The organism is Pandoraea thiooxydans (assembly GCF_001931675.1).
GTDB classification, from domain to species: Bacteria; Pseudomonadota; Gammaproteobacteria; order Burkholderiales; family Burkholderiaceae; genus Pandoraea; species Pandoraea thiooxydans.
The window spans coordinates 2451424-2476222 of record NZ_CP014839.1 but is presented as its reverse complement, the minus strand read 5'-3'; the positions used below and the strand labels follow the sequence as shown (position 1 = coordinate 2476222).

Genomic DNA, 24799 nt, shown 5'->3' with positions numbered 1-24799 from the left:
GAGATCGGCCCGCCGGCGCTACGCGCGAAGCTGGCGCGCGACGTGGCCGATACGCTGCCTGGCATCGGCCAGGGTGGGTGCCATGCGCGCGAGCACGGCCTCGCGGACGAGCGGCGGCGCTGTTTCCGGCAGGCCGGCGTCGAATGGAGGTTCGGGCGCGTACTCCAGCAGCAGTTGAATGAACTGGGCGGCATCGGCGCCGCGCAATTGCGCGATCAGCGCCAGCGCGAAATCGATGCCGGCCGTGACGCCGCCGCCCGTGATGACGTTGCCGTCGCGCACGACGCGGGCGTCGTCCGGGATCGCGCCGAAGCCCGACAGCAGGTCGCGCCAGGCCCAATGGCAGGCTGCCCGCCGCCCGGCCAGCAGCCCGGCGGCCGCGAGAATCAGCGACCCGGTGCAGACCGAGCTCAGATGCTGGGCGCCGTCGGCAAGGCGGCGGATCGCCGTGAGAAACCGCGTGTTTTCAATTGCGGCAACGCAGCCCGTTCCGCCGGGAATGCACAGCAGGTCGCAACGCTCGATGGTCTCCAGGTCGGCGAGCGCGCTGAAGGTCAATCCATGCGAGGTGATGGGCGCGCCATCGAGCGAGGCGACGATGATGTCGGCGTCCGGCAGAATGCTCAGGAACTGGTGCGGCCCGGTGAAATCGAGGTGGGTGACGCCCTCGTAAAGCGGAATGACAACCGTGATCATCTGTGGTTCTCCGTCTGTGCGTGAATGTTCGTACCGAGGTTGATGATGGCCGCAACGGGGAATGGCGTAAAGGACGTAGATCCCTTAAAATACGCCACCATGCACAAAGTGGGATTTTTCGTTTATCCGGGCCATCAGATCCTCGACCTCGCGGGGCCGTTCGGTGCCTTCGAATCGGTCGCGGCGGTCGTGGGGCGGCCGTGTTACGCGCTCGAGGCGTTCTCGCGCACCGGCGGCCTGGTGCAGGGCAGCGGCGGCCTGCCGGTGGCGACGCTGCCGGTGCACGCCGCGGATGTGCAAACGCTGATCGTGGTCGGCGGTAATACCGCTTCGATGCTGGCGCCCGACCTGGTGCAGGCCGTCGCCGCGCTCAGCCGCCGCACGCCGCGCGTGGCAAGCGTCTGTACCGGGGCGTTCCTGCTGGCCGAAGCCGGGTTGCTCGACGGCCGGCGCGCGACCACCCATTGGCGGGTGGCGCAACGATTGCAGCGGGACTATCCGGCAGTCAACGTGGACGCTGACCGGATTTTCATTGCGGATCGCGGTGTCTGGACATCGGCCGGCATCACCGCCGGCATCGACCTGGCGCTGGCGCTGATCGAGGCCGATCATGGCGGCGAGGTGGCGCACAAAGTGGCCCGCGAGTTGGTCGTCTACCATCGTCGCTCGGGCGGCCAGTCGCAGTTCTCGCCCATGTCGCAAATGGCGCCGGAATCGGACCGGATTCGGTTGGCGCTTGCCTTCGCGCGCGATCACCTGCACGAACCGTTGCCGCTCGAGCGGCTGGCGCAAGCCGCCCACCTCAGCGTGCGGCAGTTCGGGCGGGCCTTTCGGCGCGAGACCGGCGAGACCCCCGCGCGGGCCGTCGAACGGCTGCGCGTCGAAGCGGCCCGCACGCGCTTGCAAGCCGGCGCGGAGCCGATCGAGCAGATTGCCCAAGCCGTGGGTTTCAGCGATCCGGAACGGATGCGGCGGGCCTTCGTGAAGCTCTACGGCATGCCGCCGCAGGCGATTCGCCGCGCCGACCGGTTCGCTGCTACGATGTCGGTCATCAGTCCGAAGCGTAAATGACCCGAAGAGTCCAGAAAAATGCGAAACGGCAAACGCGCAGGCGCAAGCAAGCAACAGCAACCCGGGACTGCGAGCGGCCGTCGCCGGGTTCCGGCATGGCTGGTCGGTATCCTGATGCTGCTCTGGTGGTTCGGGGGTTATGGGGCTGTCATCTATAGCCTCATCGAGGATCGGGGGCCGTTCACTTTCCTGCTGCGCTGGCAGGAAGCGCTATTCGGCGGATCGAATATTTTGCTCGCCGCCGGGATTGCGGCGATCGTGATCTTCCTGGGGCCGCCGTTCGTCATTGGCAGGCTGCAGCGGCTGTGGCCCGATAACCCGGTGATTGCCGATCTCGGATCGCAAATTCGCAGGGCAAGCCGATCCCGCGCCGAACTGACGGCCGAGTCCCGTGCACGATGGGATGCCGCCGATGGCGCCGGGAAACTGAGGATCGCGCGCCGCACGCGCAATGCCGGCCTGTACTTCGCGGCAGCCAGTTTCATCATCGCTCTTGTCGTGGCTGTTTGGACGAATATTGCAACCAACACCGACGCCGGAAAGCCTCTGACGCCGGTGACGATGCGCCCGGATGCACCGATCGTGCTGGGCAACTCGAGCCCCTGGGTGCACGTGGTCAACGGGACGCCTCTTCTCGACGGCGTGTTCGCGCGTGATTATTCGATCCGTGGGCACGCCTATCGCGACTACTACACCCCGATCGTTCCGCCCGGCTGGCATTCTGGCGGGCGCATCTATCTGCTTGAGCGGGACGATACGATTCCGCGCTATCACGACGCGCAGGACATCGCCGATCTGCCCGGCGCATTGGAAGGAGAGCTGTCGCCGGGCGGGCCGCGTGAAGGTGTCGCCGACGCTTTTCGGGAAGCCGGCTACGACGTGGGCCCATGGACTGCGGTGCTCAAGCGGGACATCACCCTCGGCGGCAAGATACCGGGCGAAGACCCAACGACGAATATTTTGATCTGGGGCGAGGGCGGGCTGTTCGCGTTCGTCGGCCTGATTGCGGCATTCATTGGGCAACGCCGGTTGAAGCGAGTCCAGCGCGGGCGCGGCGAGTGACGGCTTGCTGTCGAGCGCCATGGCTCGCGGCACTCACCATACCCAGGTCGTCGGCGGCGCCGTGCCCGCACGGCGCGCAGCGTTCGGCGCATGTACCTGGACAGATCCCGCTATGGGCCGTTCAGCGCGGATCGGGCTCCCCGCGGCCGTCCACATGCCGCAAATGCATTTGCCGCCGGATCGCGTAGACGGCGACCAGCGCGGCGGCGAAACCCGACGCCGCGCCGACCGCGAGCGACCAGCGCGGGCCGGGATGGTCGGCTACCCAGCCGACGATAGGCGCGCCAATTGGCGTGCAGCCCAGTGCGATGCCCACGCGCAGCGCCATGACCCGGCCGCGCACGGCGCTCATTGCCTCCAGACTGGCCACCGTGACTCGCATCGACTGCGGGCGCACGCTCTCGGCCCGCGCCAGCGCGGACGCGGTGGCCGGGCCGTCACGATCCAGGCGCAGCAGCACCGATCGCTGGGAGAAGGCGAAGTCGCCCGCATTGGCCTGCTCGCGCAAGCGCCGAATCAGCTTGCTCACGCAAATGCGCAATTCGCCGGCCGGGGCGGACGCTTGCGGTGCGTTGGGTGTGCATGATTGTTTTGCCATGGATGGAATGTGGCATATATGCAGTTTATCTGTACAGATTGACTGTGTATGTCTATAGGGCGGAATTCCCGCAACGAGGCTTTGTGCCGTAGTCGGGAAATTCCGAGCGGGTCGATAGGTGGTTTCACCAATGGTGGTCCTCAGTCGGACAGCCAAGCCGAATTATCAAATATTGTTAAGATTCCGATTTAATCGGTCAGCCAACCATACAATGCCATCGCGAATTGACTCCTTCAGAGGGTACCGATGGCTTGCGACGCAAAATCACGGCATGCGAAGCCTGCTGCTTATGCAATTCTGCTATTTCCTTTCCTGGTTTTTCAGGCCGCATGCATGAGCACTGCGCACGCGGCGTGCGCGACCACCGGGCAATCGACGATCTGTGATTTGAATGCGCCGAATCCGACTACGTCGACGATCGGCAATGGCAACGTAGCGAGTGAAGACAACCGAACCGTGACAGTCCAGAACGGTTCGAGCGTCGCGGTTGGCGATGAAAACGCGATCAGCTTGCGCGACAACGCGAACGTCACTGTCCAGTCGGGCGGCACGGTCAGCGCCACCGGCGTGAGTTCCAGCGGGCTCTACGGCACCGGCGCGGACACCATCGAGTTCGCGAACAACGGCCAGTTGACGGTCCAGCAAAACGGTCAGGTGCTCTCGCTCGGCACCGAGACATCTGCCGAAGCGGTCAATCTGGAAGGCAGCGGCAATACCATCGTCAATGACGGATTGATTCGCGCGGATCACGCGGCGGCCATCTGGTTTCAGAACCTTAGCGGTACGAATACCATCATTAACGATGCGACCGGTGTCATTCAGGCCCCGGGCGATGTCATCGGCGCCAGCGGCAACGGCGCGGTGGATTTCACCAATCGCGGCCAGGTCATCGGCAACCTCGTCTTCGCCGGGGGCGACGATACGCTGCGCCTCTATACCGGCTCGACGATCACCGGCAATATGGACGGCGGGGGCGGCACCAATACCGTTTATCTCAACGGCACCGGCACGGCGAGCCTGCCCGGCAACTTCACCAACTTTCAGACCCTTTACAAGGCGGATTCTGGAACCTGGTCGCTCACCGGCACGATCACGGGGGTGACGCGGGCCGAAGTGCAAGGCGGCACGCTAGCGTTGACCGGCAATAACAGCAACTACACGGGCAGCGTGATCGTCGATCCGGCCGGCACGCTCCAGGCGCGCGCGCAAAGTTTGCCGCCCTCGGTGCTCGACAACGGGCTGGTGCGGTTCGCGCAGCCAGACGCCGGCACTTACACGGGCGCGCTGTCCGGCACCGGCGCGGTCGAGAAGACCGGGCAGGGCACCTTGACGCTCGCGCCATCTGGGGCCAACGGCAACACCTACTCGGGCGGCACGACGATTTCCCAGGGCACGCTGGCGATCGGCGCCGACGCCGCGATCGGCGCGGCCAGCGGGGCGCTAGTGTTGAATGGCGGGACGCTGCAGGCCAATCAGAATCTGAGTCTTGCACCTACCCGCGCGGTCTCAATCACGAGCGCGAACGGCACGATCGATACGCAAGGATTCACGACACAACTCGGACAGGGTATCAGCGGCGCGGGCGCGTTGACCAAGGCGGGCAGCGGCACGCTTGTGTTGACCGGCGCGAACACCTATACAGGCGGCACGACAATTTCCACCGGCACATTGCAGCTTGGCAGTGGCGGCACGAGCGGTAGCATCGTCGGCAACGTGACCGACAATGGCATGCTTGCGTTTGATCGGTCTGACGCGACGATCTTCAGCGGCACGGTATCGGGCAGCGGCTCGCTGGGACAGACAGGCGGCGGTACGACTGTGTTGGATGCGGCGAACACCTATACGGGCGGCACGACAATTTCCGCCGGCACATTGCAGCTTGGCAGTGGCGGCACGAGCGGTAGCATCGTCGGCAACGTGACCGACAATGGCACGCTGGTGTTCGATCGCTCTGATGCAACGACTTTCAGCGGCACGGTATCGGGCAGCGGCTCGCTGGGACAGACAGGCAGCGGTACGACTGTGTTGGATGCGGCGAACACCTACTTGGGGACGACGACGGTGTCGGCCGGTGCGCTCGCGGTCGGCGATTCGGCGCATGCAAGCGCCTCGCTGGGCACTGGTGCGACTCTGGTGGCCGCCGGCGCGACGCTCGGCGGCTACGGCAGCGCACCTGGCAGCGTGACCAATCTCGGCACGCTGGCTGTCGCGAGTGCGATGCCGGCATTCGCCGGCAACACCAGTGGAACTTTTACGATCGGCGGCGATTTGTCGAACACCGGCTTGCTGCAAGTGGGCGCCGCAGCCGGCCAAACCGGCAACATGTTGAACGTTCGCGGCAATTACGTCGGCGCGTCGGGCACGCTCGCTATCAATACGGTACTCAACCAAGGGGGCGCGGCAACACAAACGGACACACTCGTCATCGGTGGCAATGCCAGCGGCACTACCGGCATCCAAGTGCAAGGCACGGGAAGCGGCGCGCAAACCGTGGGCGACGGAATTCGCGTCGTTCAAGTCGGCGGCACGTCGGCGTCCGGCGCATTTCATCTTGCCAGCCCGGTCCAGGCCGGCGCCTATCAATATCTGCTTTACCAAGGCGGCGCCACCCCGAGCGACTGGTATCTGCGCTCGAAGCTCCTGGCACAGCCCAGCGGCGGTTCGGGATCAACAGGCGGCTCGAGCCCGCCGGCGAACTCCGATCCGGCCACCGCGCCGACGGCATACCGTCCGGCGGTGGTCGGCTACTCGTTGGCGCCGCAGCTCAATGCGGATTATGGGTTCTCGATATTGAGCCGCCTGCACGAACGGGTGGGTGACATCGCGGCGATCGAACGTGCCCAGCCCGCCCATCGCGATGGCGTGTGGGCGCGGGTCGCCGGCCAGAACCTGACCATGAACGGCAACGACCGCTTCTCTGCCCAGGCGCGAACCTATTTCGCACAATTCGGAAAGGACTGGACGCTCGCGCATGCGGCTGCCGGCGGCAGCACGCACGTCGGCGCGATGGTCACGCTCGGCACCGCGTCGTCGACCTTCGATGACAGCCAGCGCGCCATCAATGCGGCGCTCACGTCCCGCGCCGGCTCGCTGACGATGCAGGCGCAGTCGATCGGCGGCTATTGGACACGCTATCTGCCCGACGGCACTTACTTCGACGGCGTCGCGCAATTGACCCACTATCACGACAAATATAGCGACGTCTATGGCGGCGGCGCGACTCAGAATGGCTTAGGCGCAGGCGTGTCGGCCGAAGCCGGCAAACCGGTGCGGCTCGGCGTGTCGTCGCTCGCCATCGAGCCGCAGATGCAATTGCTTTATCAATATGTGCATCTGAACCCCTTCAGCGACCGCGTATCGGCCGTCTCGGGCAATACGTCGAACGAGTTGCGTGGCCGGATCGGCTTTCGCCTGTTCAGACCCAATCTGGCGAACGATGCCAAGACAAGCCATCTAACCCCGTATTTCACCGCCGATCTCTTGCGGGATTTCATCTCGCCGGGGCAGGTCGTCGTCGGCGATACCTCATTCGCAGAGTCTCCGGCGAAAACCTGGTACGAACTCGGAGTCGGCGCGACCGCGAGCATGGGCAAGGCGTCGACGTTGTATGTCAACCTCAAATACACACATAACCTGGGCGGCGAGCGGCGGCGCGGCGTATTTGGCCAAGTGGGCTACCGTTATAGCTGGTAACGCACTGGCTCCGTCTTTGCCCGCCAGCCTGTCCGTGGTGTACGGCGCCGCCCCGAGGGCGCCGTGCGCAAGCGGGCACAGCTTGCATCGGAAGCACATCGAACCACGATAGTGTGACCAAAGCGATGACCGATCAGGTATCGCGGGGGCTTTGGCGCTGGAAGTCGTCGTGCGCGGCAGGTGTTCGATCTTCGGATGCAACCCAAACGGCCCGCGCAACCCCGGCCGGGGTAGTGGAAGCCATCCTCGATCGACGTTTCACGCAGGGCGCCAATTACGATTTTTTCTTGCGCTAGCCACCCGTCGAGGTTGACGCGGCCGATTCGCGCATCGCCAAGCGGAACGAGCGATTGCTGCTTGCCATATGTGGTCGAGATAATCGGGCAGTCGATTTCCGCTCATACCGGCTGCGCCTGCGCGAGCACTTTGGCCCGGAATTTTGTCGGCAGGTCGCCAGGTGTCAACAAGTCGACGTCGACCCCGAGTAGCGATTTTTCTCATCTCAACTCGTTGAGATGATATGTAATCGGGAATAGTGTTTCAAGAAATGTTTTCGAGAACGGGAACATCCTGACCCCTCGCGCCGTTCTGAAGAAACCGCGCGGCTGGGGTGGTAAAGCGCTCTGCCCAGCAACGAGTACTCGCAAGAAGCAGAAATCTTGTGACGACTGCGCGAGATTATTCCCTGTAAGTGGCCGTGCGATGAGCGTGCAAGACGCCGGCCCCGGCTTATCGCCGCCGCTACGCCGATCAGCGTCAATCCGCCTCGCCATGTCCTTCGACATGCCGCAAATGCATTTGCCGCCGGATCGCGTAGACGGCGACCAGCGCGGCGGCGAAACCCGACGCCGCGCCGACCGCGAGCGACCAGCGCGGGCCGGGATGGTCAGCTACCCAGCCGACGATAGGCGCGCCGATTGGCGTGCAGCCCAGTGCGATGCCCACGCGCAGCGCCATGACCCGGCCGCGCATGGCGGGCTCGGTCGAGAGCTGCATTAGGCTGTTGCTCGTGTTGGTGAAGGTCAGGGTGGCCACGCCGGTGATGGCCAGCGCGCCGGCAAACAGCCAGTAGCTGGGCGCGATGGCCGCCAGCGTGCAGCCGAGCCCGAAGACGGCGGCGCCGGTGAGCAGCGAAGTGAAGCGCGCCCGCTCGCGCCGCGCGGCAAGCAGCGCGCCGGTGACGGTGCCGATGGCCATGATCGAGGAGAGCACGCCGTAGCCGCGCGCGTCGGTGTGAAACACGCGCACGGCCATGGTCGAGATGAAGATCGGGAAGTTCAGGCCGAAGGTGCCGATCAGAAACAGCATGACCAGCATCGCCACGAGGTCGGGGCGCGAGGCGACGTAGCGAAACCCTTCCAGCATGCCGCCCGGGGCGCGGTGAGCCCGCACGTTGGGGCGCAGCTCGGCGACCCGGAACAGCGACAAAGAGGCGAGCACCGCGGCGAAACTGGCGCCGTTGAGCAAAAACGCCCAGCCGGTGCCGACCGAGGCGATGACCAGCCCCGCCGCAGCCGGGCCGAGCATGCGCGCGGCGTTGAACGACATCGAATTGAGCGCCACGGCATTGGAAAGGTCGGCGTCGCCCACCAGTTCGCCCACGAAGGTCTGGCGCACCGGCGCGTCGAATGCCGAGGCGCAGCCGAACAGAAACGCGAACACATAGACCTGCCAGAGCTGCACCAGGCCAGTGACGGTAAGCAGGCCCAGCGCGATGGCCAGCGCGCCCATGATTGCCTGGGTCGCCATCAACAGCTTGCGCTGATTGAAGTGATCGGCGGCGAAACCGGTCCAGGGCAACAGCAGCAATTGCGGCCCGAACTGGAGTGCCATGACGATGCCCACCGCCGACGCATTGTTGCGCGTGAGCTGCGTGAGCACCAGCCAGTCCTGGGCCGTGCGCTGCATCCACGTGCCCACGTTGGACACCAGCGCGCCTGCCGCCCAGACGCGATAGTTGTAGTTTCGCAGCGAACGAAAGACGCCAGTCGAAGGCATGCTCAGGCGCGCTCCGACAGGTTGCCGCCGTGAAAGCGGCCGAAGTGCCGCGCCATCGGCAGGCCGAGCACCAGGATGCCGAGCCCGAGCGCGGCGGCATCCATCGTGCTTTTGAGCGTGAAGTCGCCGACACGGCAGACCAGCACATAGCCGACGCATAGATTGAAGAATCCCCAGAGCAGGTTCACCGTCGATGATGAAAGACCCTCTCCGGGCGGCTTGGCGAACGGGCTCTGAAACGGCTTGCCCATGATGCCGCTGACGAAGTGCGGCACGGCGTTGGCGAGCGCGGCGCCGCCGAGGCACCACGACAGCAGATCAAGCCAGGGCATGGTCAGGCGCTCCGTGTGTCGAGCAGACCGATGACCTGTTCGGCCGTGCCGGTCTCGCCCAGCCGGGGAAAGACGTTGGCGATGCTATACGCGTGCGCCTCGGGCCGGGTGTCGGTCATCGCGTCCAGAGCCAGCGTCACGTTGAACCCTTGTTCGTATGCCTGGCGAGCGGTCGCCTCGACGCCGGTGCCGGTGGCCACGCCGGTGACGACCACCTGGGTCACGTCCAGCGCCTTCAGGCGGCGCTCGAGATCGGTGCTGGCGAAGGCGCCCCAGGTTCGCTTGGTCACGACGATATCGCCGGGCTGCCGATCGAGCTCGGGGATGAGATCGGTCCAGCCGGGCGGGAGCGGCTCCGGCAGGCGGGGCCGCTCGGTGCGGCCCGGCGCGCCGCCGGCGACGTTGACCAGCACGACCGGCAGGCCGAGCCGGCGAAATGCGCCGAGCAGCGCACGGGTGCGCGCCACGATGTCGCCGATCGGGTGAATGAGGGGATAACCGACGATGCCTTGCTGCAGATCGACGACGATCAGCGCGGTATTGGTGTCGAGCGAAGTAAGTGCCATGTTGATAGTGAGAGAGGGGTTGCCGGGCGTCAGAAGTCGGCGAGCCGCTCCAGCAGTTTTACCGCTGCGGCGAGCTGGGCCTGCTCCTGGGGTGAGAGCTGCGCTTGCAGTGCGTGCAGCAGCCAGTCGTCCTTCGCGGCGCGGCTGGCCTTGAGGGTCTTGCGAAACTTCGGGCTCAGGTCGATCAGCGTTTGCCGGCCGTCGTGCGGATCGGGCTCGCCGCGCACGGCGCCCATCGCCTCCAGGCTGGCCACCGTGACCCGCATCGACTGCGGGCGCACGCTCTCGGCCCGCGCCAGCGCGGAAACGGTGGCGGGGCCGTCGCGATCGAGGCGCAGCAGCACCGATCGCTGGGAGGAGGTGAAGTCGCCCGCATTGGCCTGCTCGCGCAAGCGCCGAATCAGCTTGCTCACGCAAATGCGCAATTCGCCGGCCAGGGCGGTCGACGCAGAAGCGTCGGATTGGCTGGGTAGTGTGCTCATGGCGGGAATGTAGCATATATACAGTTTATCTGTACAGATAAACTGTATATATATTTCGCCAGCAGATGCAGGCGTGTGGAGCGAGAGCGGGCAGAGGATCGGTCAAGCGGTGGGGCTGAGCCGACGTGAATCGGGTTTCGCGCGCCTGCTTCGGGGTCCCCTTGGTCGCCTCGGGAGGTGACTCGATTGAACGGTCGGCCGATATTGGCGCGACTCGAGATCATTGCTCGTCGGATTCGTGCGCTTGTCGATACAAGTCATTCACTCGCGACAGCGCTTCGATGAGCTTGTGCTTGAGCGCTGGCGGCCCGATGACCTTTACCTCGCTGGCGTAGCCGAGCAGCTTGCGCACGCCATGCTCGATGGATTCGATGGGCATCGAAAGCGCTTGCCAACCTGCCGGCACTTCCGGGCTCCACGCATCCCGCGCGACGGGCAGGGTCTTGATGCGCTCGTTGAGCAACCATTTTTCGCCGCGTGGCGACACGGCGATGTGTGCCGTCAGGCGATAAAGATCGGCCTCGTATCGATGCATCGCTTCACGCCAGTGCCCGGCCAGATCGAACCGCGCAGGACGCTTGAAGCGGCGCCCCGAACTTTTGAGTTCGTGAATATTCGCCAGCCGGAAGGTCAGTGCGCCGGGCCGGCCCGCGACCCTGGCGACCAGGTACCAGGCGCCGCCCTTGAGCACCAGGCCAAGCGGCTCGAGTTCGCGGCGAGACATGCCGCGCCAGCTTTCGTACCTCACTTCGATGCGGTACGCGCCCCAGACGGCATCGGCGACCTCGCGCAGCAGCGGCGGCGTTTCCTGCGCGCGGTACCAGTCCACGGTATCGATATAAAGCCGGCTGGCGACGCGGTCGGCCTGCTCGCGCGATTCGGGCGGCAGACTGGCAATCATTTTGAGCCGCGCCGAGGCCGCGATGGCGTCCAGCCCCAGCGCCGTGGCCGGCTCGGGCAGGCCCGCCAGAAAGAGCGCATGAGCTTCGCGTTCGGTCAGGCCGGTGAGCTCGGTGCGCCAACCCTCGCGTAATTGAAATCCGCCGTTGCGGCCGCGATCGCTCCAGATCGGCACGCCAGCGTTGGAGAGCTGATCGATGTCGCGCAGGATGGTGCGCTCGGAAACCTCCAGCGCCTGCGCCAATGCCGGGGCGGTCATGCGCCCGCGCGCCTGGAGCATCATCATGATCGATAAAAGGCGGCTGGCTTTCATCAAGGATATGGTCGTAAAAATACATGACACAAGATGTCATGTTAACGATCCTATTATTGTCGACATCCCCCATCGAGGCAAACAGCGTGACGGCCGACGGGACGCCCGGGCAGTTCGATTCCTGTCGAGCCGGGATGCGGGTGGAGATTGTCGCGCATGACATCCAGGGAGGAGCGACCCATGAGAATCATTTCCGGCCCGCTGAGCATGTTCGGCGCCAAGGTGGAGATAGCGGCGCATGAGAAAGGCATCGACTTCGAGCTGGTGATGGCGCCGTTCGATCCGCAGCGCGGTTACGAGCCGAAGCATCCCGATGTATTGCGGATCAACCCGAAGCGTCAGGTGCCGGTGTTGATCGACGGAACGCTGGAGATCTTCGATTCCACGCAAATCTTCGAATACCTTGAAGACCTGCAGCCCGATACGCCGTTATGGCCGGCCGATGCCAGGGTGCGCGCGATGGCGCGCCAGCTTGAGCATACTTCCGATGAGATCTACTTCCCGCACATTATCCGGCTGATGGGCCTTGAAGCCATGCCGGATGACCCCGCGGCGCGGGCCGCGCGCGAGGGCGCGTCGCAATGCTATCGGTACATGGAACGGGTGATCGGCAATCGGGAATTTCTGGCCGGGAGCTATTCGTACGCCGACATTGCCTTTTATATGGCGCAACTGTTCGGGGCGCGCAAGGGAGCGCCGATGACGGCGCAGACGCCCAACCTGCTGGCCTGGCGCGAGCGGATGACGGCCCGCCCGGCCGTGCGCAAGGTGGCCGGTGCGATGGCGGCATATCTCGTCTCGATCGGATACCCGGTGCCGGATTTTCTTCAAGGACTTGTGCGCTGATCCCTGCCAGGCTCCTGGCGGCTTATCGGGTAGCTTGCGCCAGCCATCCGTCGAGGGCGATGCGGCCGATTCGCGCATCGCCCAACGGAACGAGCGATTGCTGCTCGACCAGGCCGCCGTAGTAGCGCGCCTCGGAATCGGTCACCACCGGTCGCGCGTCGCCCGTGGCTCTCAAATAACGCGTCATGATCTCGGCAAAGGAGGCGCGGTCCGGGCCGGCAATCTCGACGATGCCGTTTTGCGGCGGGCACAGCGCGATCTGCGCGAGCATCGACGCGACGTCGTCCGCCGCGATCGGCTGAAACAGTCCGTCGCCCAGGCGCACCGTGCCGTCGACCGTGCTGAAATCGGCGATGCCGCCGATGAACTCCATGAACTGGGTCGCACGCACGATGGTGTGCGGCACGCCGGCCGCCGCGATCGCCTCTTCCTGCGCGACCTTGGCGGCGAAGTACGCATTGTCCGGCGTGCGGTCGCAGCCGACGATGGACAGGGCGACGTGATGGCGCACGCCGGCGGCCACTTCGCTCTTGCCCAGATTGCGCGCCGACGCACGGAAAAAATCGAGTACTGCCTGGGGCTCCCATGACGGCGCATTCGTCACGTCCACGACGACTTCGGCGCCGGCCAGCGCCTCGCTCAGGCCTTCGCCCGTCACGCTATTGACACCGTTACGCGGCGACGCGGCGAGCGCCTCGTGGCCAGCCTCGCCAAGCAGCTTGACCAGACGCGATCCGATCAGGCCGGAACCACCGATGACGACGATTTTCATGACAGATTCTCCAGATAAAGGAAGGGAACGCTCGAATGAATCCGGCGGACTCGGCATCTCGTTCAAGCCATCGCCGCCGGTGCATCGCATGAGGCTATTATGGGAACATCATGACCCAGTCGTAAGTGCCAAGTTTTATCGATTCGACTGGTCCATGATGTGCTTGCCGTCCGTTGCCCGAGAAACCGCCATGACCGTGCCTCCTCCCACATTGACCATCGAAATAGATCGAGGGCAACCTCTGCCGATCTATTTGCAGATCTGCGAGCGTTTCAAGACGGCGATCGCCGCCGGGCATTTGCGCCCCGGCGATCGTGTTCCCGCGCTGCGCGCGCTGGCCGCCCAGTTGAACGCGGCGCGCGGCACGGTGGAGCTGGCCTATACGATTCTGGTCGACGAGGGCTACCTGCAGATGCGCGGCGCGGCGGGCACGTTCGTTTCGTCGTCGCTGCCGGCGTCGTTGCCGCGTTCGACGCGCGAGCCGGTGCCGGCGGCGGAGCTGGCCTGGCGCGGCACCGAGGAAGACCAGGCACCCGACGTGTCGAGTGGCGGTCAGGCCGCTGCGCGCCGAACGCCCATTGCCGTGGCCATGAGCGGCGAGCCGAGGCCGTTGCAGCCCGGGCTGCCGGGGCTCGATGTTTTTCCGCGCAAGGTGTGGAACCGGCTTGTGTCGCACCATGCGCGCGGCGGCGCGCAGGCGATGCTCGCTTACCCCGATCCGGCCGGCTATCGGCCGCTGCGCGAGCATATCGCCACTTATCTCGGGCTGTCGCGCGGCGTGACCTGCCTGCCCGAGCAGGTGTTCGTAACCAGCGGGTATCGGGCCACACTCGAACTGGTGTTGCGCAGTCTTGCGCGCTCGAACGATCGCCTGTGGATGGAGGATCCCGGTTATCTGCTGGCGCGCAACTTTCTGATCGAGGCTGGCATGCAGCTGGTGCCGGTGCCGGTCGACGAAGAAGGGATCGACGTCGAGCAAGGTATGCGGCTGGATCCGCAGGCGCGTTTCGCGCTGGTGACACCCTCGCATCAGAGCCCGCTCGGGGTGACCCTCTCGCTGGCCAGGCGCGCGGCGCTGCTGGATTGGGCGCAGAAGGCGTCCGGCTGGATCATCGAAGACGACTACGACAGCGAATTTCGCTACTCGGGCCGGCCGCTGCCGGCCTTGAAGAGCCTCGACCGGCGCGATCGGGTGATTTATTGCGGCACGTTCAGCAAGGTGATGTTTCCCGGCTTGCGGCTGGCATACGCGGTAGTGCCCGAACGGGCCGTGGAACGGGTCGCGCGCGTGGCGCACAGCATGAACGCCGGCTCGCCGACGCTCTTGCAGGCAGCCGTGGCGGACTTCATGGTGAACGGGCATTTTGCGCGGCATCTGAAGCGGATGCGAGCCCTTTACTCGCAGCGGCGCATGCTGATCGTGCGTGCACTGGAAAAGGAGTTCGGGCCGCGGCTGATGGTCGACTTGCCGTGCGGCGGAATTCAGTTCGCGGTGCAGTTCGCCGCCGGCTCGCACGCGCAGGTGGACGACGTCGCGGTCGCAGCACGCGCGCGCGACGCGGGCCTTGGGGTGCTGCCGCTTTCGATCTGGTATGCCAATAGCCGCGCGCGGCGCGCCAGGCGCGGCCTCGTGATAGGCTTCGCGAACGTCGCCGATGCGGCGCAAGCCGGACGTCTGGCGCGCATATTGCGCCAGTGCCTGGACAACTGACCAAGCCATTTGTCGCCGCTCGCCGCAGGCGCGTTGATGGAGCTGAGAAACGCATGGCCAACGACGATCGCACCAGGACAATTCCCCGCGGAACGCCCGAATCGGCGGCCATGCTGGCCAATGTCAAACGAGCGGTGGCGATCACCGCCGCGCTCAACCGCCTGACATTCAACGACGCCGACGAGGTCAGAGCCCTGTTCGGCGACCTGATCGGCAAGCCGGTGGACGAGAGCTTTCTATTGATTCCGCCGTTCTATACGAGCGGCGGCGTCGATATCCGTGTCGGGCGCAATGTCTTCATCAATCAGAATTGCACTTTTTATGATCTTGGCGGGCTCGCTATTGCCGACGATGTCATGATCGGGCCGAACGTGAGCCTCATTACCTCCGGTCATCCCATCGAGCCCGCCCAGCGGCGCAATGGCGTCATTGCAAAACCCATCACGATCGAGCGGAACGTCTGGATTGCCGCCGGCGCGACCATTATCGGCGGCGTCACGGTCGGCGAGAACTCGGTCGTGGCGGCCGGATCGGTCGTCACCCGGGACGTTGCGCCGAACACCCTGGTTGCCGGCAATCCGGCCAGGGTCGTTCGCTCGATCGCCGATCAGGCAGATCGCCGCACGCGCCACCGGACGTGAGGTATGCTACTGACCATTACTAAAAACGGCCATAAGCGATCGCGGGTGTGAAGCGAGCCGCCAGATCGCGGCGATTCCGGTATTTTTTGCGCTTGGATCCAACGGCCGGCATATAAGGTGGTAGATCGAATGAAGCACTCCGGTGCTACTCAACGGGGACAGGCGCCGCGCCTGGATTTGCTGGCCGAGTCGGAGCTGGGCCGAACCGGCTTTCGGCTGGCGTTTCCCGATGCGCTGGAAAAGCGCTATTGGGACGACATCGGCGCGGAGCGTCTGCACGAGATCCGCACCATTGTCTGGTGGGGCGTAACCGGTTATTTCTGTCTCGGCATATTGCTGAACCTGACCGTCATTCCCGACCCCGACTGGAGGAGCGTCGCGATTCAGTTGGGCGGCGCCTGCACGGCGGTCCTGCTTATCCTTCACTTCGGCTTGCGCAGCAAAAACGCCGTCACCACGCGCGAGAACGGGCTGCTGGCGTGCGGACTGATCTGCAGCACGGCGGCGATGCTCGTTATCACCGCCAAGCCGGCGCCGGCGACAATGCGGGATTTTCTGCTGGCGATTCCGCCGGCGAGCTTCGTGCTGGTTTTCGTGCGCTTGCGCTTTGCCCAGACCTTGGGGTTTTTCGTGGTCAATCTGGCCGTCTTTGCGCTGGTCCTGGTAAGCCGGCCCGAGATCCGGCCCGGCGACGCCGTATTCCTGATCGGCTTCATGATGACGCTGCTGCTGCCGTCGCTGGTTGGTGCGCATGCCTACGAGCGCGCTTCGCGCCGGATCTATTTGCACCGGCTGCTGGATCGCCTGCGCAGCGAGGCTCTCGAGGTGCAAAATGCGGCGCTCACCGATCTGTCCTACACGGACGCCCTGACCGGCGTCGCTAACCGGCGGCGACTGGACGAAGCGCTCGCCGAGCTGGCTGCCGCGCCAGGCGCGGCCGGCGCGCTGCTGCTGGTCGATATCGACCGGTTCAAGGCGTTCAATGACCGCTATGGGCACCTTGCCGGCGACGCGTGCCTTTGCCATGTGGCGAAGTGCCTGGCGGCAAATTTGCGCAGCGACGACCTGCTGGCGCGCTTCGGCGGCGAGGAGTTTGCCGTGCTGCTGACGCAGGCGGCGATGGATGACGCTACGCAAACCGCGGACAGGCTGCGCGATGCGGTACAGCACCTGCAGTTCGTCGTGGACGGCCGCCCGGCGAGCGTGACGATCAGCGTCGGCCTGGCCATGCGCGAAGGCGCGGGCACCCCGGAAGCGCTGATCGGCTCGGCCGATATTGCGCTTTATGCGGCCAAGCACGCCGGGCGCAACCGGGTGCGCGTCGCCGCGCCGGGACATGATCGCGAACAGGCGATGTCGGCGTGATTTGGTGCGGTGGGGTGGCAGGTCGCGACGCGGGTGATTGCCATCGCGCGTTCATCTGCGCCCGGTGTCTTTCTTTTGTTTCTGACTCCTGCTACCGAGGCCGGTGGTGCCCGCCTGCACGATGACCTGAACGAGGATATTCAATTGGCCGTCGATCTCTTTTTTTGAGATGGGGAAAAGATTGAATATCCCCATGCCCCGGAGACTGGCGAACACAAATCCTCCGAACTGTTCCGGATTCGGATGATATGCGGCAATTTCCGGGAAGTGCTCGAGGAAACGTCTGAAGAATTCCGGATCGGCTCGAACACGGTTCGCGTTGATGCGCTCGAATAGCTCGGGCGAGGCCTTGCAGCCAAAAAACAGGCTCCAGGCGGCGACATAGCTTGGAATCCCATACATTGTTTGCCATGCCGTCCGGACGAAGGCGCTGGCCCTCTGCGCTAGCGGCAGCGATGCAGATGGCCAGACGGCCCCTTGGTCGGACAGCGGCGACATCACTTCATCGATCAGTCTCTCCATCAAGATCTGACGATTGGGGAAGTGGTGTTGAAGGGCTCCGAGCGTGACCTGCGCGCCTCGCGCAATTTCCTGCAAGTTCGCGCCGCGCACCCCTTTCTCGCGGAGCAGGGTCAGTGCTGACTGAATGATCTGCTGGCGTGTGGTGTCGCTGCGCTGCTCTTGAGTTCGGCGCGCCGGCCGTGGGCGTGAGGCTTCTTTCTTGATGACAGTATTCATGACGTCAATCCGACCTCGGTTCGAGGGAGGCCCTTGGTTTTTCAATGTCCCTCTGTAGGCCACCCAAGCCCGCATTTAGCGTGAATTCGCCCTAGGGTATACCACAAATAATAAACAATAAATTTTTATTGTTTATGCGGAGGCACTTGCCTATACTTCCTGCCATGATCGGGAGCCAAGTGATGCAGCCAGGTGGCGCTTGCCTAAATGTGCCGTCCTGTGACTGGGCCGGGGTGCTTCTTATTTATTCTTAAATTACATTAATTAATTAATGTTTGTTTTTAATAAAGCAAACGTAAAGAGACAAGTTGTTTGCGAATCGATATCAAGGAGGAGTACGACATGAGCGAGCAAGAGCATAGGCCCGATAGCCTAAAGCGGAAGCTGGCCAACCGGCACATTCAACTGATTGCCTTGGGCGGCACGATCGGCACAGGGCTTTTCCTGGGATCGGCGGGCGTGCTCGCGCTGGCCGGTCCGTCGATGTTGCTGGGGTACGCGATTGGCGGCGTAATCGCATTTTTGATCATGCGCTTTTTGGGCGAGATGCTCGTGGAGACGCCGGTGTCGAGTTCGTTCAGCCATTTCGCCGGGAAGTATTGGGGTGAGTTCGCCGGTTTCTTCTCGGGCTGGAACTGTTGTGTGCTCTACATTCTGGTTGGCATGCTCGAGCTTACCGCGGCCGGCAAGTTTGTCCAGTTCTGGTGGCCGTCAATCCCGACCTGGGTTGTCGCCGCCATCTTTTTTCTCATGATCAACGGCATGAACTTCGTGAGTGTGCGTCTGTATGGTGAAACCGAATTCTGGTTCGCCATGATAAAGATTGCCGCGGTTGTCGCCATGATCGTGTTTGGTGGACTGCTGCTGGTTTCAGGCGCTGGAGGGAGTGCGGCGGCGATCGGCAATCTCTGGCGAGCGGGAGGCTTCTTCCCCAACGGTGTGCGCGGCTTGGCCATGGCGATGCCTTTTATCGTATTTTCTTTCGGAGGGCTCGAGATGCTCGGCTTCACGGCAGCGGAAACGGCCGAGCCCGGCAAGACGATTCCAAGGGCCATCAATCAGGTCATTTTCCGGGTTCTGATTTTCTATATAGGCTCGATGTTCGTGATGCTGTGCTTGACGCCATGGACGCAACTGCTCGCGTCGCTTCGAGCAGGCGGTGGTACCTACAGCAACAGCCCGTTCGTGATGATTTTCTCCGTACTGGACTTCAAGTTCACAGCGGATATTCTCAACTTCGTCATTTTGACGGCGACACTGTCGGTCTATAACGGCATGGTCTACTGCAACAGCCGTCTGCTTTACGGCATGGCGCAGCAAGGGAGCGCTCCGCGCCGTCTCATGCGAGTCAACCGGCGAGGGGTTCCGACCGAGGCTATCGCATTGCCAGGCGCGCTAACGGCGCTGTGCGTGCTGCTGAATTACGTGATGCCCAACGGAGTGATCGAATTACTGATTTCGCTCATCACTGCGTCGCTGATCTTTATATGGATCACCATCATCGTGGCACATCTGAAATTTCGCCGAAGCATGCAAGCGCTCGGCCACAAGACGTCCTTTCGCGCGTTGGGTAGCCCGGCCAGCAACTATCTCTGCCTGGTATTTCTGGCCGGCGTCGTATGGGTCATGCTGCTCACACCCGGTATCAGGGTCTCTGCGTATGCGATGCCCGTTTGGCTTGCCGTGGTCTATGCGGCCTTTCGCATGAAGGTTGCCAAAGCCACAAGATGCGTGGCGGAAGAGGCCCAGGTTTGAGAAGTGCTCGCGTCATGAACAAAATTCACACTCTGCCGCAAGAAGACCGGACCAACGGATGGTCGGCGATTCTTCCATCGCGCGTGCCGCAGCCCGAATTGAGGGGCGAAAATCATTTCGACTGGCTGGTTGTTGGGGCCGGCTATGCAGGACTGGCAACCGCGCGCCAACTGGCCGAGCATCATCCTGATGAATCAATCGCCTTGGTGGATGCGGGCGAAGTTGGTGAAAATGCCTCGGGTCGCAACTCGGGCTTCGCGATCGATCTGCCGCATTCGGCCGGCGGCCATGCGCAGACGGTGGCCGGTGCGAAACGGGAGATCCGCATGGGGCGGCAGGCACAGGACAGGTTGCGTCAAATCGTCCGGACATATCACATTGACTGTGACTGGCAAGATTGCGGCCGCTACCACGTCGCGGTTGGCGAGCGGGCGCGTCGCACCGTGCTGGCACCTTACGCTCACGCGCTGCGGCAATGGGAGGAGCCGCACGAGATTCTCGATCGGCAGGCACTCGCCGAGCGCTTGGGAACCGATTACTACGGCTGGGCGATCTACACCCCAGGCACTGCATTGGTCAATCCGGCAGCGCTGTCTCGCGGCCTGGCCGATACGCTGCCGGGCAATGTTCGGCTGTTCGAGCGATCGCCGGTGATTGAGCATGATTTGCACGGCGCAAAGCCCAGCGTGAAAACGCCGGCGGGCCGAATTGTCGCGGCTCGCGCAGTCTTGACTGTCAATGCGTTTTCCGCACAGTTCGGTGTGTATCGAAACCGCCAATTGCCGATCGTCCTGTTTGCCAGTTTGACGGAGCCGCTTGATGCGCGAAAGCGCGCTCTGCTGGGCGCCGAGTTTGTTTGGGGGGCAACGCCGGCCAACGGCGTGGTCGGTCCAACGATACGTCTTACGCCCGATGGCCGTTTGTTGTTGCGCCACGGGTTCGAGTACTCGCCCGATCTGCGCTGCGACGACGCAACTCGAGATCGCGCACGAAAGCGTCATCTCGATATGCTGATGCGCCGATTTCCGCAATTGGGCAAATTGAACATCGGGCATTTCTGGATGGGCTGGCTCAGCATTTCGCGTAACCACGCTCCTCTGTTTGGTCGCGTCAGCGAGCATTTGTGGGCGCTCGCGTGCTGCAATGGCGTCGGCATCGTGCGCCACACCGCGGCGGGACTGGCGATTGCCGATCTGGCGAGCGGCGTGGATAGCGAAATTCTGCGCGCTTACCATGCGCAGGAGCGTGCCGCTTGGCTGCCGCCTCGGCCAGTGCTGGATGCTGGCGTGCGCTTGAACATGGCGTGGCAGAAAGTCGCGGGGCGCGAGGAAGCTTGATGGCCGCGTCGCGTTTCACTCATCAATCATAGGAAATTTATGCAGACGATCGTCAAAGCTCGTGTAGTCAGCGGTGATAGCCTCAGCTTCGTGGCACGTGAGGGTAGCCAAAGCGGCAAGGCCGAAATCGCCTGGGCAATTCCGGCTGGCGACGGCGCTCCGCTATTGGCAGGTATCGGACGATGTCATGAGTTGCGGGCGCCCGCGAAGAGGTTGGACTATGACGAAATCATCCTGGTTCGCTCCGGTGAGTTGCGTCTGACGCTCGACGATGGGTCGTGCCTGACGGCGTTTGCTGGCGACGTCGTCGAGCTGCGACGCGGCAGCACGGTCAGCTATGACGGCACAGATGCGGAATTCTGGTTTGTTGTGACGGCATGACAGACTTGTCCGGGGCGGTTGTGTCGCCACTTATTCACCGCCGGAGTGATCGGCGCGATGCATTGCGCGGGCGGCCGGCAGGATTGGCAATCGGTTGTCATCGCCGTGCTCTCAGAGAGAGCGAGCTCGGTTTCGAGCCTTCCCGCTCGCACCTGAATCTCGCCGATGCAATGCTTCGGTGAAGCTTGTGTGGGGCAAACGCAGCGCCACACGGAAATGAACAAAGGGTTACAGACATGAATCTGTAACCCTTTGATTTTCTTGGTCGGGGCGAGAGGATTTGAACCTCCGACCACCTGCACCCCATGCAGGTACGCTACCAGGCTGCGCTACGCCCCGAGAACGCAAGATTATAGCAGAGCTTCTGCGCAAGAGACACGGGTCTTGCCAATAATTTATTCGAGCATGCCGGCCGACGCCCGGCGGTGCTGGTTATCCCGGATGACGGCCGGACGGGGGGCTCCGCATAATGTAGCGACCAAGTCGGAATAAGCGAACGGGAGACGAACGTGGCATTGACGCAGACCTTTTTGCAGGCCAGGGATTTTCTGCAGGCGCATCGCGAGCAGTATGAGGTGGCGTATCGGGATTTTCGCTGGCCGGTGTTGAAGGAATTCAACTGGGCGTTGGACTTTTTCGATGTGCAGGCGCGCGGCAACGATACGCTGGCGCTATGGGTGGTGGAGGAGGACGGTAGCGAGCGCAAGCTTACCTATGCCGAGATGTCGGCGCGCTCGAATCGCGTGGCGAATTTCCTGCGCCAGCAGGGCGTGGCGCGCGGCGACCGGGTGTTGATCATGATTCCTAACCAGGTCGAGCTGTGGGATTTGATGCTCGCCTGCATCAAGCTGGGCGCGGTGATGATTCCGGCCACGACGCTGCTCACACCCGAGGATCTGGCCGACCGCCTCACGCGCGGGCAGGTCAAGCATATCGTGACGACCGTCGCGGAGACGGCCAAGTTCGCGCAATTGCCGTCGGGCCTGACGCGGCTGTGCGTGGGCGGCGAGGCGCCCGGCTGGCTGCGCTTTGCCGATGCGTATGAGGCGGGCGAGGCGTTCGAGCCGAGCGGCAAGACGATGGCAGACGATCCGCTGCTGCTGTATTTCACCTCGGGCACGACGTCCAAGCCGAAGCTGGTATTGCATAGCCACCAGAGCTATCCGGTCGGGCATTTGACGACGATGTACTTTATCGGCCTGCAGCCGGGCGACGTGCATTGGAATATCAGCTCGCCAGGCTGGGCCAAGCACGCCTGGAGCTGTTTCTTCGCGCCATGGATCGCCGGGGCGACGATCTTTATTTACAACTTTGCGCGCTTCAATGCGAAGGCGGTGCTCGACACGATTTGCCGCTGCGAGGTGACCACGCTGTGCGCGCCGCCCACCGTGTGGCGCATGCTGATTCAGGAGGATCTGGCGAGCTATCCGGTCAAGCTGCGCGAGCTGGTCGGCGCCGGCGAGCCGCTCAACCCGGAGGTGATCGATCAGGTGCGGCGGGCCTGGAACATTACGATTCGCGACGGCTATGGGCAGACCGAAACGTGCTGCCAGATCGGCAATTCGCCGGGGCAGCCGATCAAGCCGGGGTCGATGGGGCGGCCGATGCCGGGTTACCGTGTGGCGCTGCTCGATCACGACGGCCACCCGGTGCAGGAGGGGGAGATCGCGCTGTCGCTGGCGCAGCGTCCGACCGGACTGATGCTTGGCTACGAGGGCGACGAGGGCAAGAATCGCGAGGTGATGCGCGACGGACACTATCACACGGGCGACGTGGCGATGTGCGACGACAGCGGTTACTTCACCTACGTGGGCCGCGCGGACGATGTGTTCAAGGCGTCGGATTACCGCATCAGCCCGTTCGAGTTGGAGAGCGAACTGATCAAGCATCCTGCGGTTGCCGAGACCGGCGTGGTGCCCAGCCCCGATCCGCTGCGCCTGTCGGTGCCGAAGGCGTATGTCGCGCTGCGCGCGGGCTTTACGCCGAGCCGCGAACTGGCGCTCGATATCCTCAAATTCGCGCGCGCTCAACTGGCTCCCTACAAGCGCGTTCGCCGGCTGGAATTCTGCGAACTGCCCAAGACCATCTCCGGCAAGATCCGCCGCGTGGAGCTGCGCCGCGCCGAGGAAAACCGGGGCGATGCCGGTCGCCGGCCGCAAGAGTTCTGGGAAGAGGATTTCCCCGAGCTGAAGTAATTCGTGGGCCGCACGGGCGGCACACTCGGCGTTGTGTTGCCCGCTTGCGCCGGCGGCGTGTATCAGGCGTGAAACAGTTTGCGCCGCCCGCGCCGCCCGCACGCCGCCAGGTTTTTTCGAACGCTCGATAAATCAATGAGTTGCCCTGCCGGGCACGTGACTTGCTCTGGATAGGATGGGAGACAGGAGAAGAAGGTGAGCGCTCGAAAATTCGATTCGGCGGTTTATCCGGCCTGCATCATTCGGTCCGGCGCATTGGTATGCCGAATGGGTACCCCCGCACCGCGCTCAGCGGTTATCGTGGCCGGACGTCGGCGCTGCCAGGAGATCGACGCCCGCCGCTATTTCGTGCGCTACTGCCAACACCGGATTCTCGGTCTCCCGTCCCGCGCCGGCACCGGGGCAAGTCGCCCCGCCGCCTAGCGGCGCTGCAGCGTCGCGCTCAGGCGCTCGGCCGCCTGCTTCAGGCACGGCAGGAATTCATTGAGCATTTGCTCGCGGCTGTTGCGGCTGGCGTGCCCGCTGACGTTCATGGCGGCGATGATGCGCCGGTTGCGATCGAAAATCGGCACGGCGATCGATTGCAGCCCGGCTTCCAGTTCTTCGGCCACGAACGCATAGCCCTGGGCCTGCGCGGTCGCGATCGCCTGGCGGATTTCGGCCGGATCGGTCAGCGTGTGAGGCGTATGCGCGACGATCGTGCTGCGCGCAAGGATGTCGTCGCGCGCGGCGGGCGCGAGGCCGCCCAGCATCACTCGTCCCATCGACGTGACCCATGCCGGCAGGCGGCTGCCGACCGACAGGTTGACGGTCATGATCTTGTGCGTGGCGATGCGCAGGATGTAGACGATTTCCAGCCCGTCGAGTACCGAGATCGAGCACGACTCGTGCGTCGTGTTGGCCACTTCTTCCATGAAAGGTGTTGCCAGATCCCACAGCGGGGTACCGGAAAGATACGCGTAGCCAAGATCGAGGATTTTCGGCGTGAGAAAGAACCTGCGCTCCTCGCTGCGCACATAGCCGAGCTGCTCGAGCGTGAGCAGGATGCGGCGCGCGCCGGCGCGCGTCAGGCCAGTGTGCGCGGCGACTTCGGAGAGCGTCATTTGCGGGCGCTCGGCGCCGAACGCCTGAATCACGGAAAGCCCGCGCGCAAACGACTGGACGTAACTGTCGCTCGGTGCAGGGCGGTTGCCTTCGGTCATGGGTGTGGGTTTCCGGCAAGAAGCAAATAAGCGCGAATCGTCGCATATCGCCCCATGCCATTCAACTTGACAAGTTGGCGCTGCTTTGCGAATATTCGCTAATAGAACTTATGTTCGCAATTAGAACATATTGCTCGGGCGAATA

Annotated in this window: 21 protein-coding genes, 1 tRNA gene and 1 pseudogene; 11 read left to right on the top strand and 12 right to left on the bottom strand. The window is 63.6% G+C overall.

Translation table 11 applies throughout. The features are described from left to right. Window positions 1-18: 18 nt before the first annotated feature. Window positions 19-696, bottom strand: coding sequence for a DJ-1/PfpI family protein (locus PATSB16_RS11375; protein WP_047214237.1), 678 nt, complete (start codon window positions 694-696; stop codon window positions 19-21). Window positions 697-795: 99 nt separating this feature from the next. Between PATSB16_RS11375 and PATSB16_RS11370 the strand changes: the two genes are divergently transcribed. Both PATSB16_RS11370 and PATSB16_RS11365 read left to right on the top strand, forming a co-directional pair. Next, a complete protein-coding gene (locus PATSB16_RS11370; protein ID WP_047214236.1) occupies window positions 796-1767 on the top strand; it encodes a GlxA family transcriptional regulator in 972 nt (323 codons plus the stop codon). Window positions 1768-1785: 18 nt separating this feature from the next. Next, window positions 1786-2829, top strand: coding sequence for a hypothetical protein (locus PATSB16_RS11365; protein WP_047214235.1), 1044 nt, complete (start codon window positions 1786-1788; stop codon window positions 2827-2829). Between the two features lie 121 nt (window positions 2830-2950). On the opposite strand, the gene PATSB16_RS21125 is transcribed toward PATSB16_RS11365, so the two are convergent. Next, a complete protein-coding gene (locus PATSB16_RS21125; protein ID WP_156884721.1) occupies window positions 2951-3427 on the bottom strand; it encodes an MFS transporter in 477 nt (158 codons plus the stop codon). A gap of 333 nt (window positions 3428-3760) precedes the next feature. On the opposite strand from PATSB16_RS21125, the gene PATSB16_RS11355 reads away from it, so the two are divergent. Then, window positions 3761-7120 (top strand): autotransporter outer membrane beta-barrel domain-containing protein, encoded by a 3360-nt coding sequence (locus PATSB16_RS11355; RefSeq protein WP_169834617.1) that lies wholly within the window; start codon window positions 3761-3763, stop codon window positions 7118-7120. Between the two features lie 398 nt (window positions 7121-7518). On the opposite strand, the pseudogene PATSB16_RS20870 reads toward PATSB16_RS11355, so the two are convergent. The 6 genes and pseudogenes from PATSB16_RS20870 to PATSB16_RS11325 form a co-directional block, all read right to left on the bottom strand. Then, window positions 7519-7614: pseudogene (locus PATSB16_RS20870) on the bottom strand (nucleotidyltransferase); the annotation flags it as partial. Between the two features lie 262 nt (window positions 7615-7876). Beyond that, window positions 7877-9124, bottom strand: coding sequence for an MFS transporter (locus PATSB16_RS11345; protein ID WP_047216491.1), 1248 nt, complete (start codon window positions 9122-9124; stop codon window positions 7877-7879). Continuing rightward, complete coding sequence (locus tag PATSB16_RS11340; RefSeq protein WP_047214232.1) at window positions 9121-9450, bottom strand: hypothetical protein; 330 nt, start codon at window positions 9448-9450, stop codon at window positions 9121-9123. The genes PATSB16_RS11345 and PATSB16_RS11340 overlap by 4 nt, the downstream gene beginning before the upstream one ends. Window positions 9451-9452: 2 nt before the next feature. Continuing rightward, window positions 9453-10016 (bottom strand): cysteine hydrolase family protein, encoded by a 564-nt coding sequence (locus PATSB16_RS11335; RefSeq protein ID WP_047214230.1) that lies wholly within the window; start codon window positions 10014-10016, stop codon window positions 9453-9455. Window positions 10017-10045: 29 nt separating this feature from the next. Next, window positions 10046-10498, bottom strand: a complete 453-nt coding sequence (locus PATSB16_RS11330) for a MarR family winged helix-turn-helix transcriptional regulator (protein ID WP_047214229.1) — start codon at window positions 10496-10498, stop codon at window positions 10046-10048. A gap of 220 nt (window positions 10499-10718) precedes the next feature. Continuing rightward, complete coding sequence (locus tag PATSB16_RS11325; RefSeq protein WP_047214228.1) at window positions 10719-11711, bottom strand: helix-turn-helix transcriptional regulator; 993 nt, start codon at window positions 11709-11711, stop codon at window positions 10719-10721. Window positions 11712-11891: 180 nt separating this feature from the next. Here PATSB16_RS11325 and PATSB16_RS11320 point away from each other — a divergent pair, with 180 nt between their 5' ends. Beyond that, window positions 11892-12557: a glutathione S-transferase family protein gene (locus tag PATSB16_RS11320; RefSeq protein ID WP_047214227.1), complete on the top strand. Its 666-nt coding sequence runs from the start codon at window positions 11892-11894 to the stop codon at window positions 12555-12557. 22 nt (window positions 12558-12579) lie between these two features. Here PATSB16_RS11320 and PATSB16_RS11315 read toward each other — a convergent pair whose 3' ends face one another. Next, the gene (locus PATSB16_RS11315) at window positions 12580-13329 is read right to left on the bottom strand and encodes an SDR family oxidoreductase (protein WP_047214226.1); all 750 of its coding nucleotides are present in this window, start codon (window positions 13327-13329) and stop codon (window positions 12580-12582) included. 190 nt (window positions 13330-13519) lie between these two features. On the opposite strand from PATSB16_RS11315, the gene pdxR reads away from it, so the two are divergent. From pdxR to PATSB16_RS11300, 3 genes are all read left to right on the top strand, one after another. Beyond that, window positions 13520-15040, top strand: a complete 1521-nt coding sequence (gene pdxR / locus PATSB16_RS11310) for a MocR-like pyridoxine biosynthesis transcription factor PdxR (protein WP_047214225.1) — start codon at window positions 13520-13522, stop codon at window positions 15038-15040. Window positions 15041-15093: 53 nt separating this feature from the next. Beyond that, window positions 15094-15681 (top strand): sugar O-acetyltransferase, encoded by a 588-nt coding sequence (locus PATSB16_RS11305; protein ID WP_047214224.1) that lies wholly within the window; start codon window positions 15094-15096, stop codon window positions 15679-15681. Between the two features lie 129 nt (window positions 15682-15810). After that, window positions 15811-17046, top strand: coding sequence for a GGDEF domain-containing protein (locus PATSB16_RS11300; RefSeq protein WP_062551274.1), 1236 nt, complete (start codon window positions 15811-15813; stop codon window positions 17044-17046). A 51-nt stretch (window positions 17047-17097) separates the two neighbouring features. Here the strand turns inward: PATSB16_RS11300 and PATSB16_RS11295 are convergent, their stop codons facing one another. After that, window positions 17098-17784, bottom strand: a complete 687-nt coding sequence (locus PATSB16_RS11295) for a TetR/AcrR family transcriptional regulator (protein WP_047214223.1) — start codon at window positions 17782-17784, stop codon at window positions 17098-17100. A 342-nt stretch (window positions 17785-18126) separates the two neighbouring features. Between PATSB16_RS11295 and PATSB16_RS11290 the strand changes: the two genes are divergently transcribed. Genes PATSB16_RS11290 through PATSB16_RS11280 form a run of 3 tightly spaced genes read left to right on the top strand, consistent with a single transcriptional unit; the run spans window position 18127 to window position 21257 of the window. Further along, window positions 18127-19539: an amino acid permease gene (locus tag PATSB16_RS11290; protein WP_047214222.1), complete on the top strand. Its 1413-nt coding sequence runs from the start codon at window positions 18127-18129 to the stop codon at window positions 19537-19539. Between the two features lie 14 nt (window positions 19540-19553). After that, on the top strand, window positions 19554-20876 hold the full coding sequence (locus tag PATSB16_RS11285) for an NAD(P)/FAD-dependent oxidoreductase (RefSeq protein WP_047214221.1): 1323 nt from the start codon (window positions 19554-19556) through the stop codon (window positions 20874-20876). A gap of 39 nt (window positions 20877-20915) precedes the next feature. After that, window positions 20916-21257: a cupin domain-containing protein gene (locus tag PATSB16_RS11280; protein ID WP_047214220.1), complete on the top strand. Its 342-nt coding sequence runs from the start codon at window positions 20916-20918 to the stop codon at window positions 21255-21257. 262 nt (window positions 21258-21519) lie between these two features. Here the strand turns inward: PATSB16_RS11280 and PATSB16_RS11275 are convergent. Beyond that, window positions 21520-21596 (bottom strand) — tRNA-Pro (locus PATSB16_RS11275). Window positions 21597-21766: 170 nt separating this feature from the next. Between PATSB16_RS11275 and PATSB16_RS11270 the strand changes: the two genes are divergently transcribed. Then, a complete protein-coding gene (locus PATSB16_RS11270) occupies window positions 21767-23452 on the top strand; it encodes an AMP-binding protein (RefSeq protein WP_047214219.1) in 1686 nt (561 codons plus the stop codon). Between the two features lie 419 nt (window positions 23453-23871). Here PATSB16_RS11270 and PATSB16_RS11265 read toward each other — a convergent pair whose 3' ends face one another. Continuing rightward, window positions 23872-24654 carry an IclR family transcriptional regulator gene (locus PATSB16_RS11265; RefSeq protein ID WP_047214218.1) on the bottom strand — a complete coding sequence of 261 codons (783 nt, stop codon included), beginning with the start codon at window positions 24652-24654 and terminating at the stop codon, window positions 23872-23874. Window positions 24655-24799: the final 145 nt, after the last annotated feature.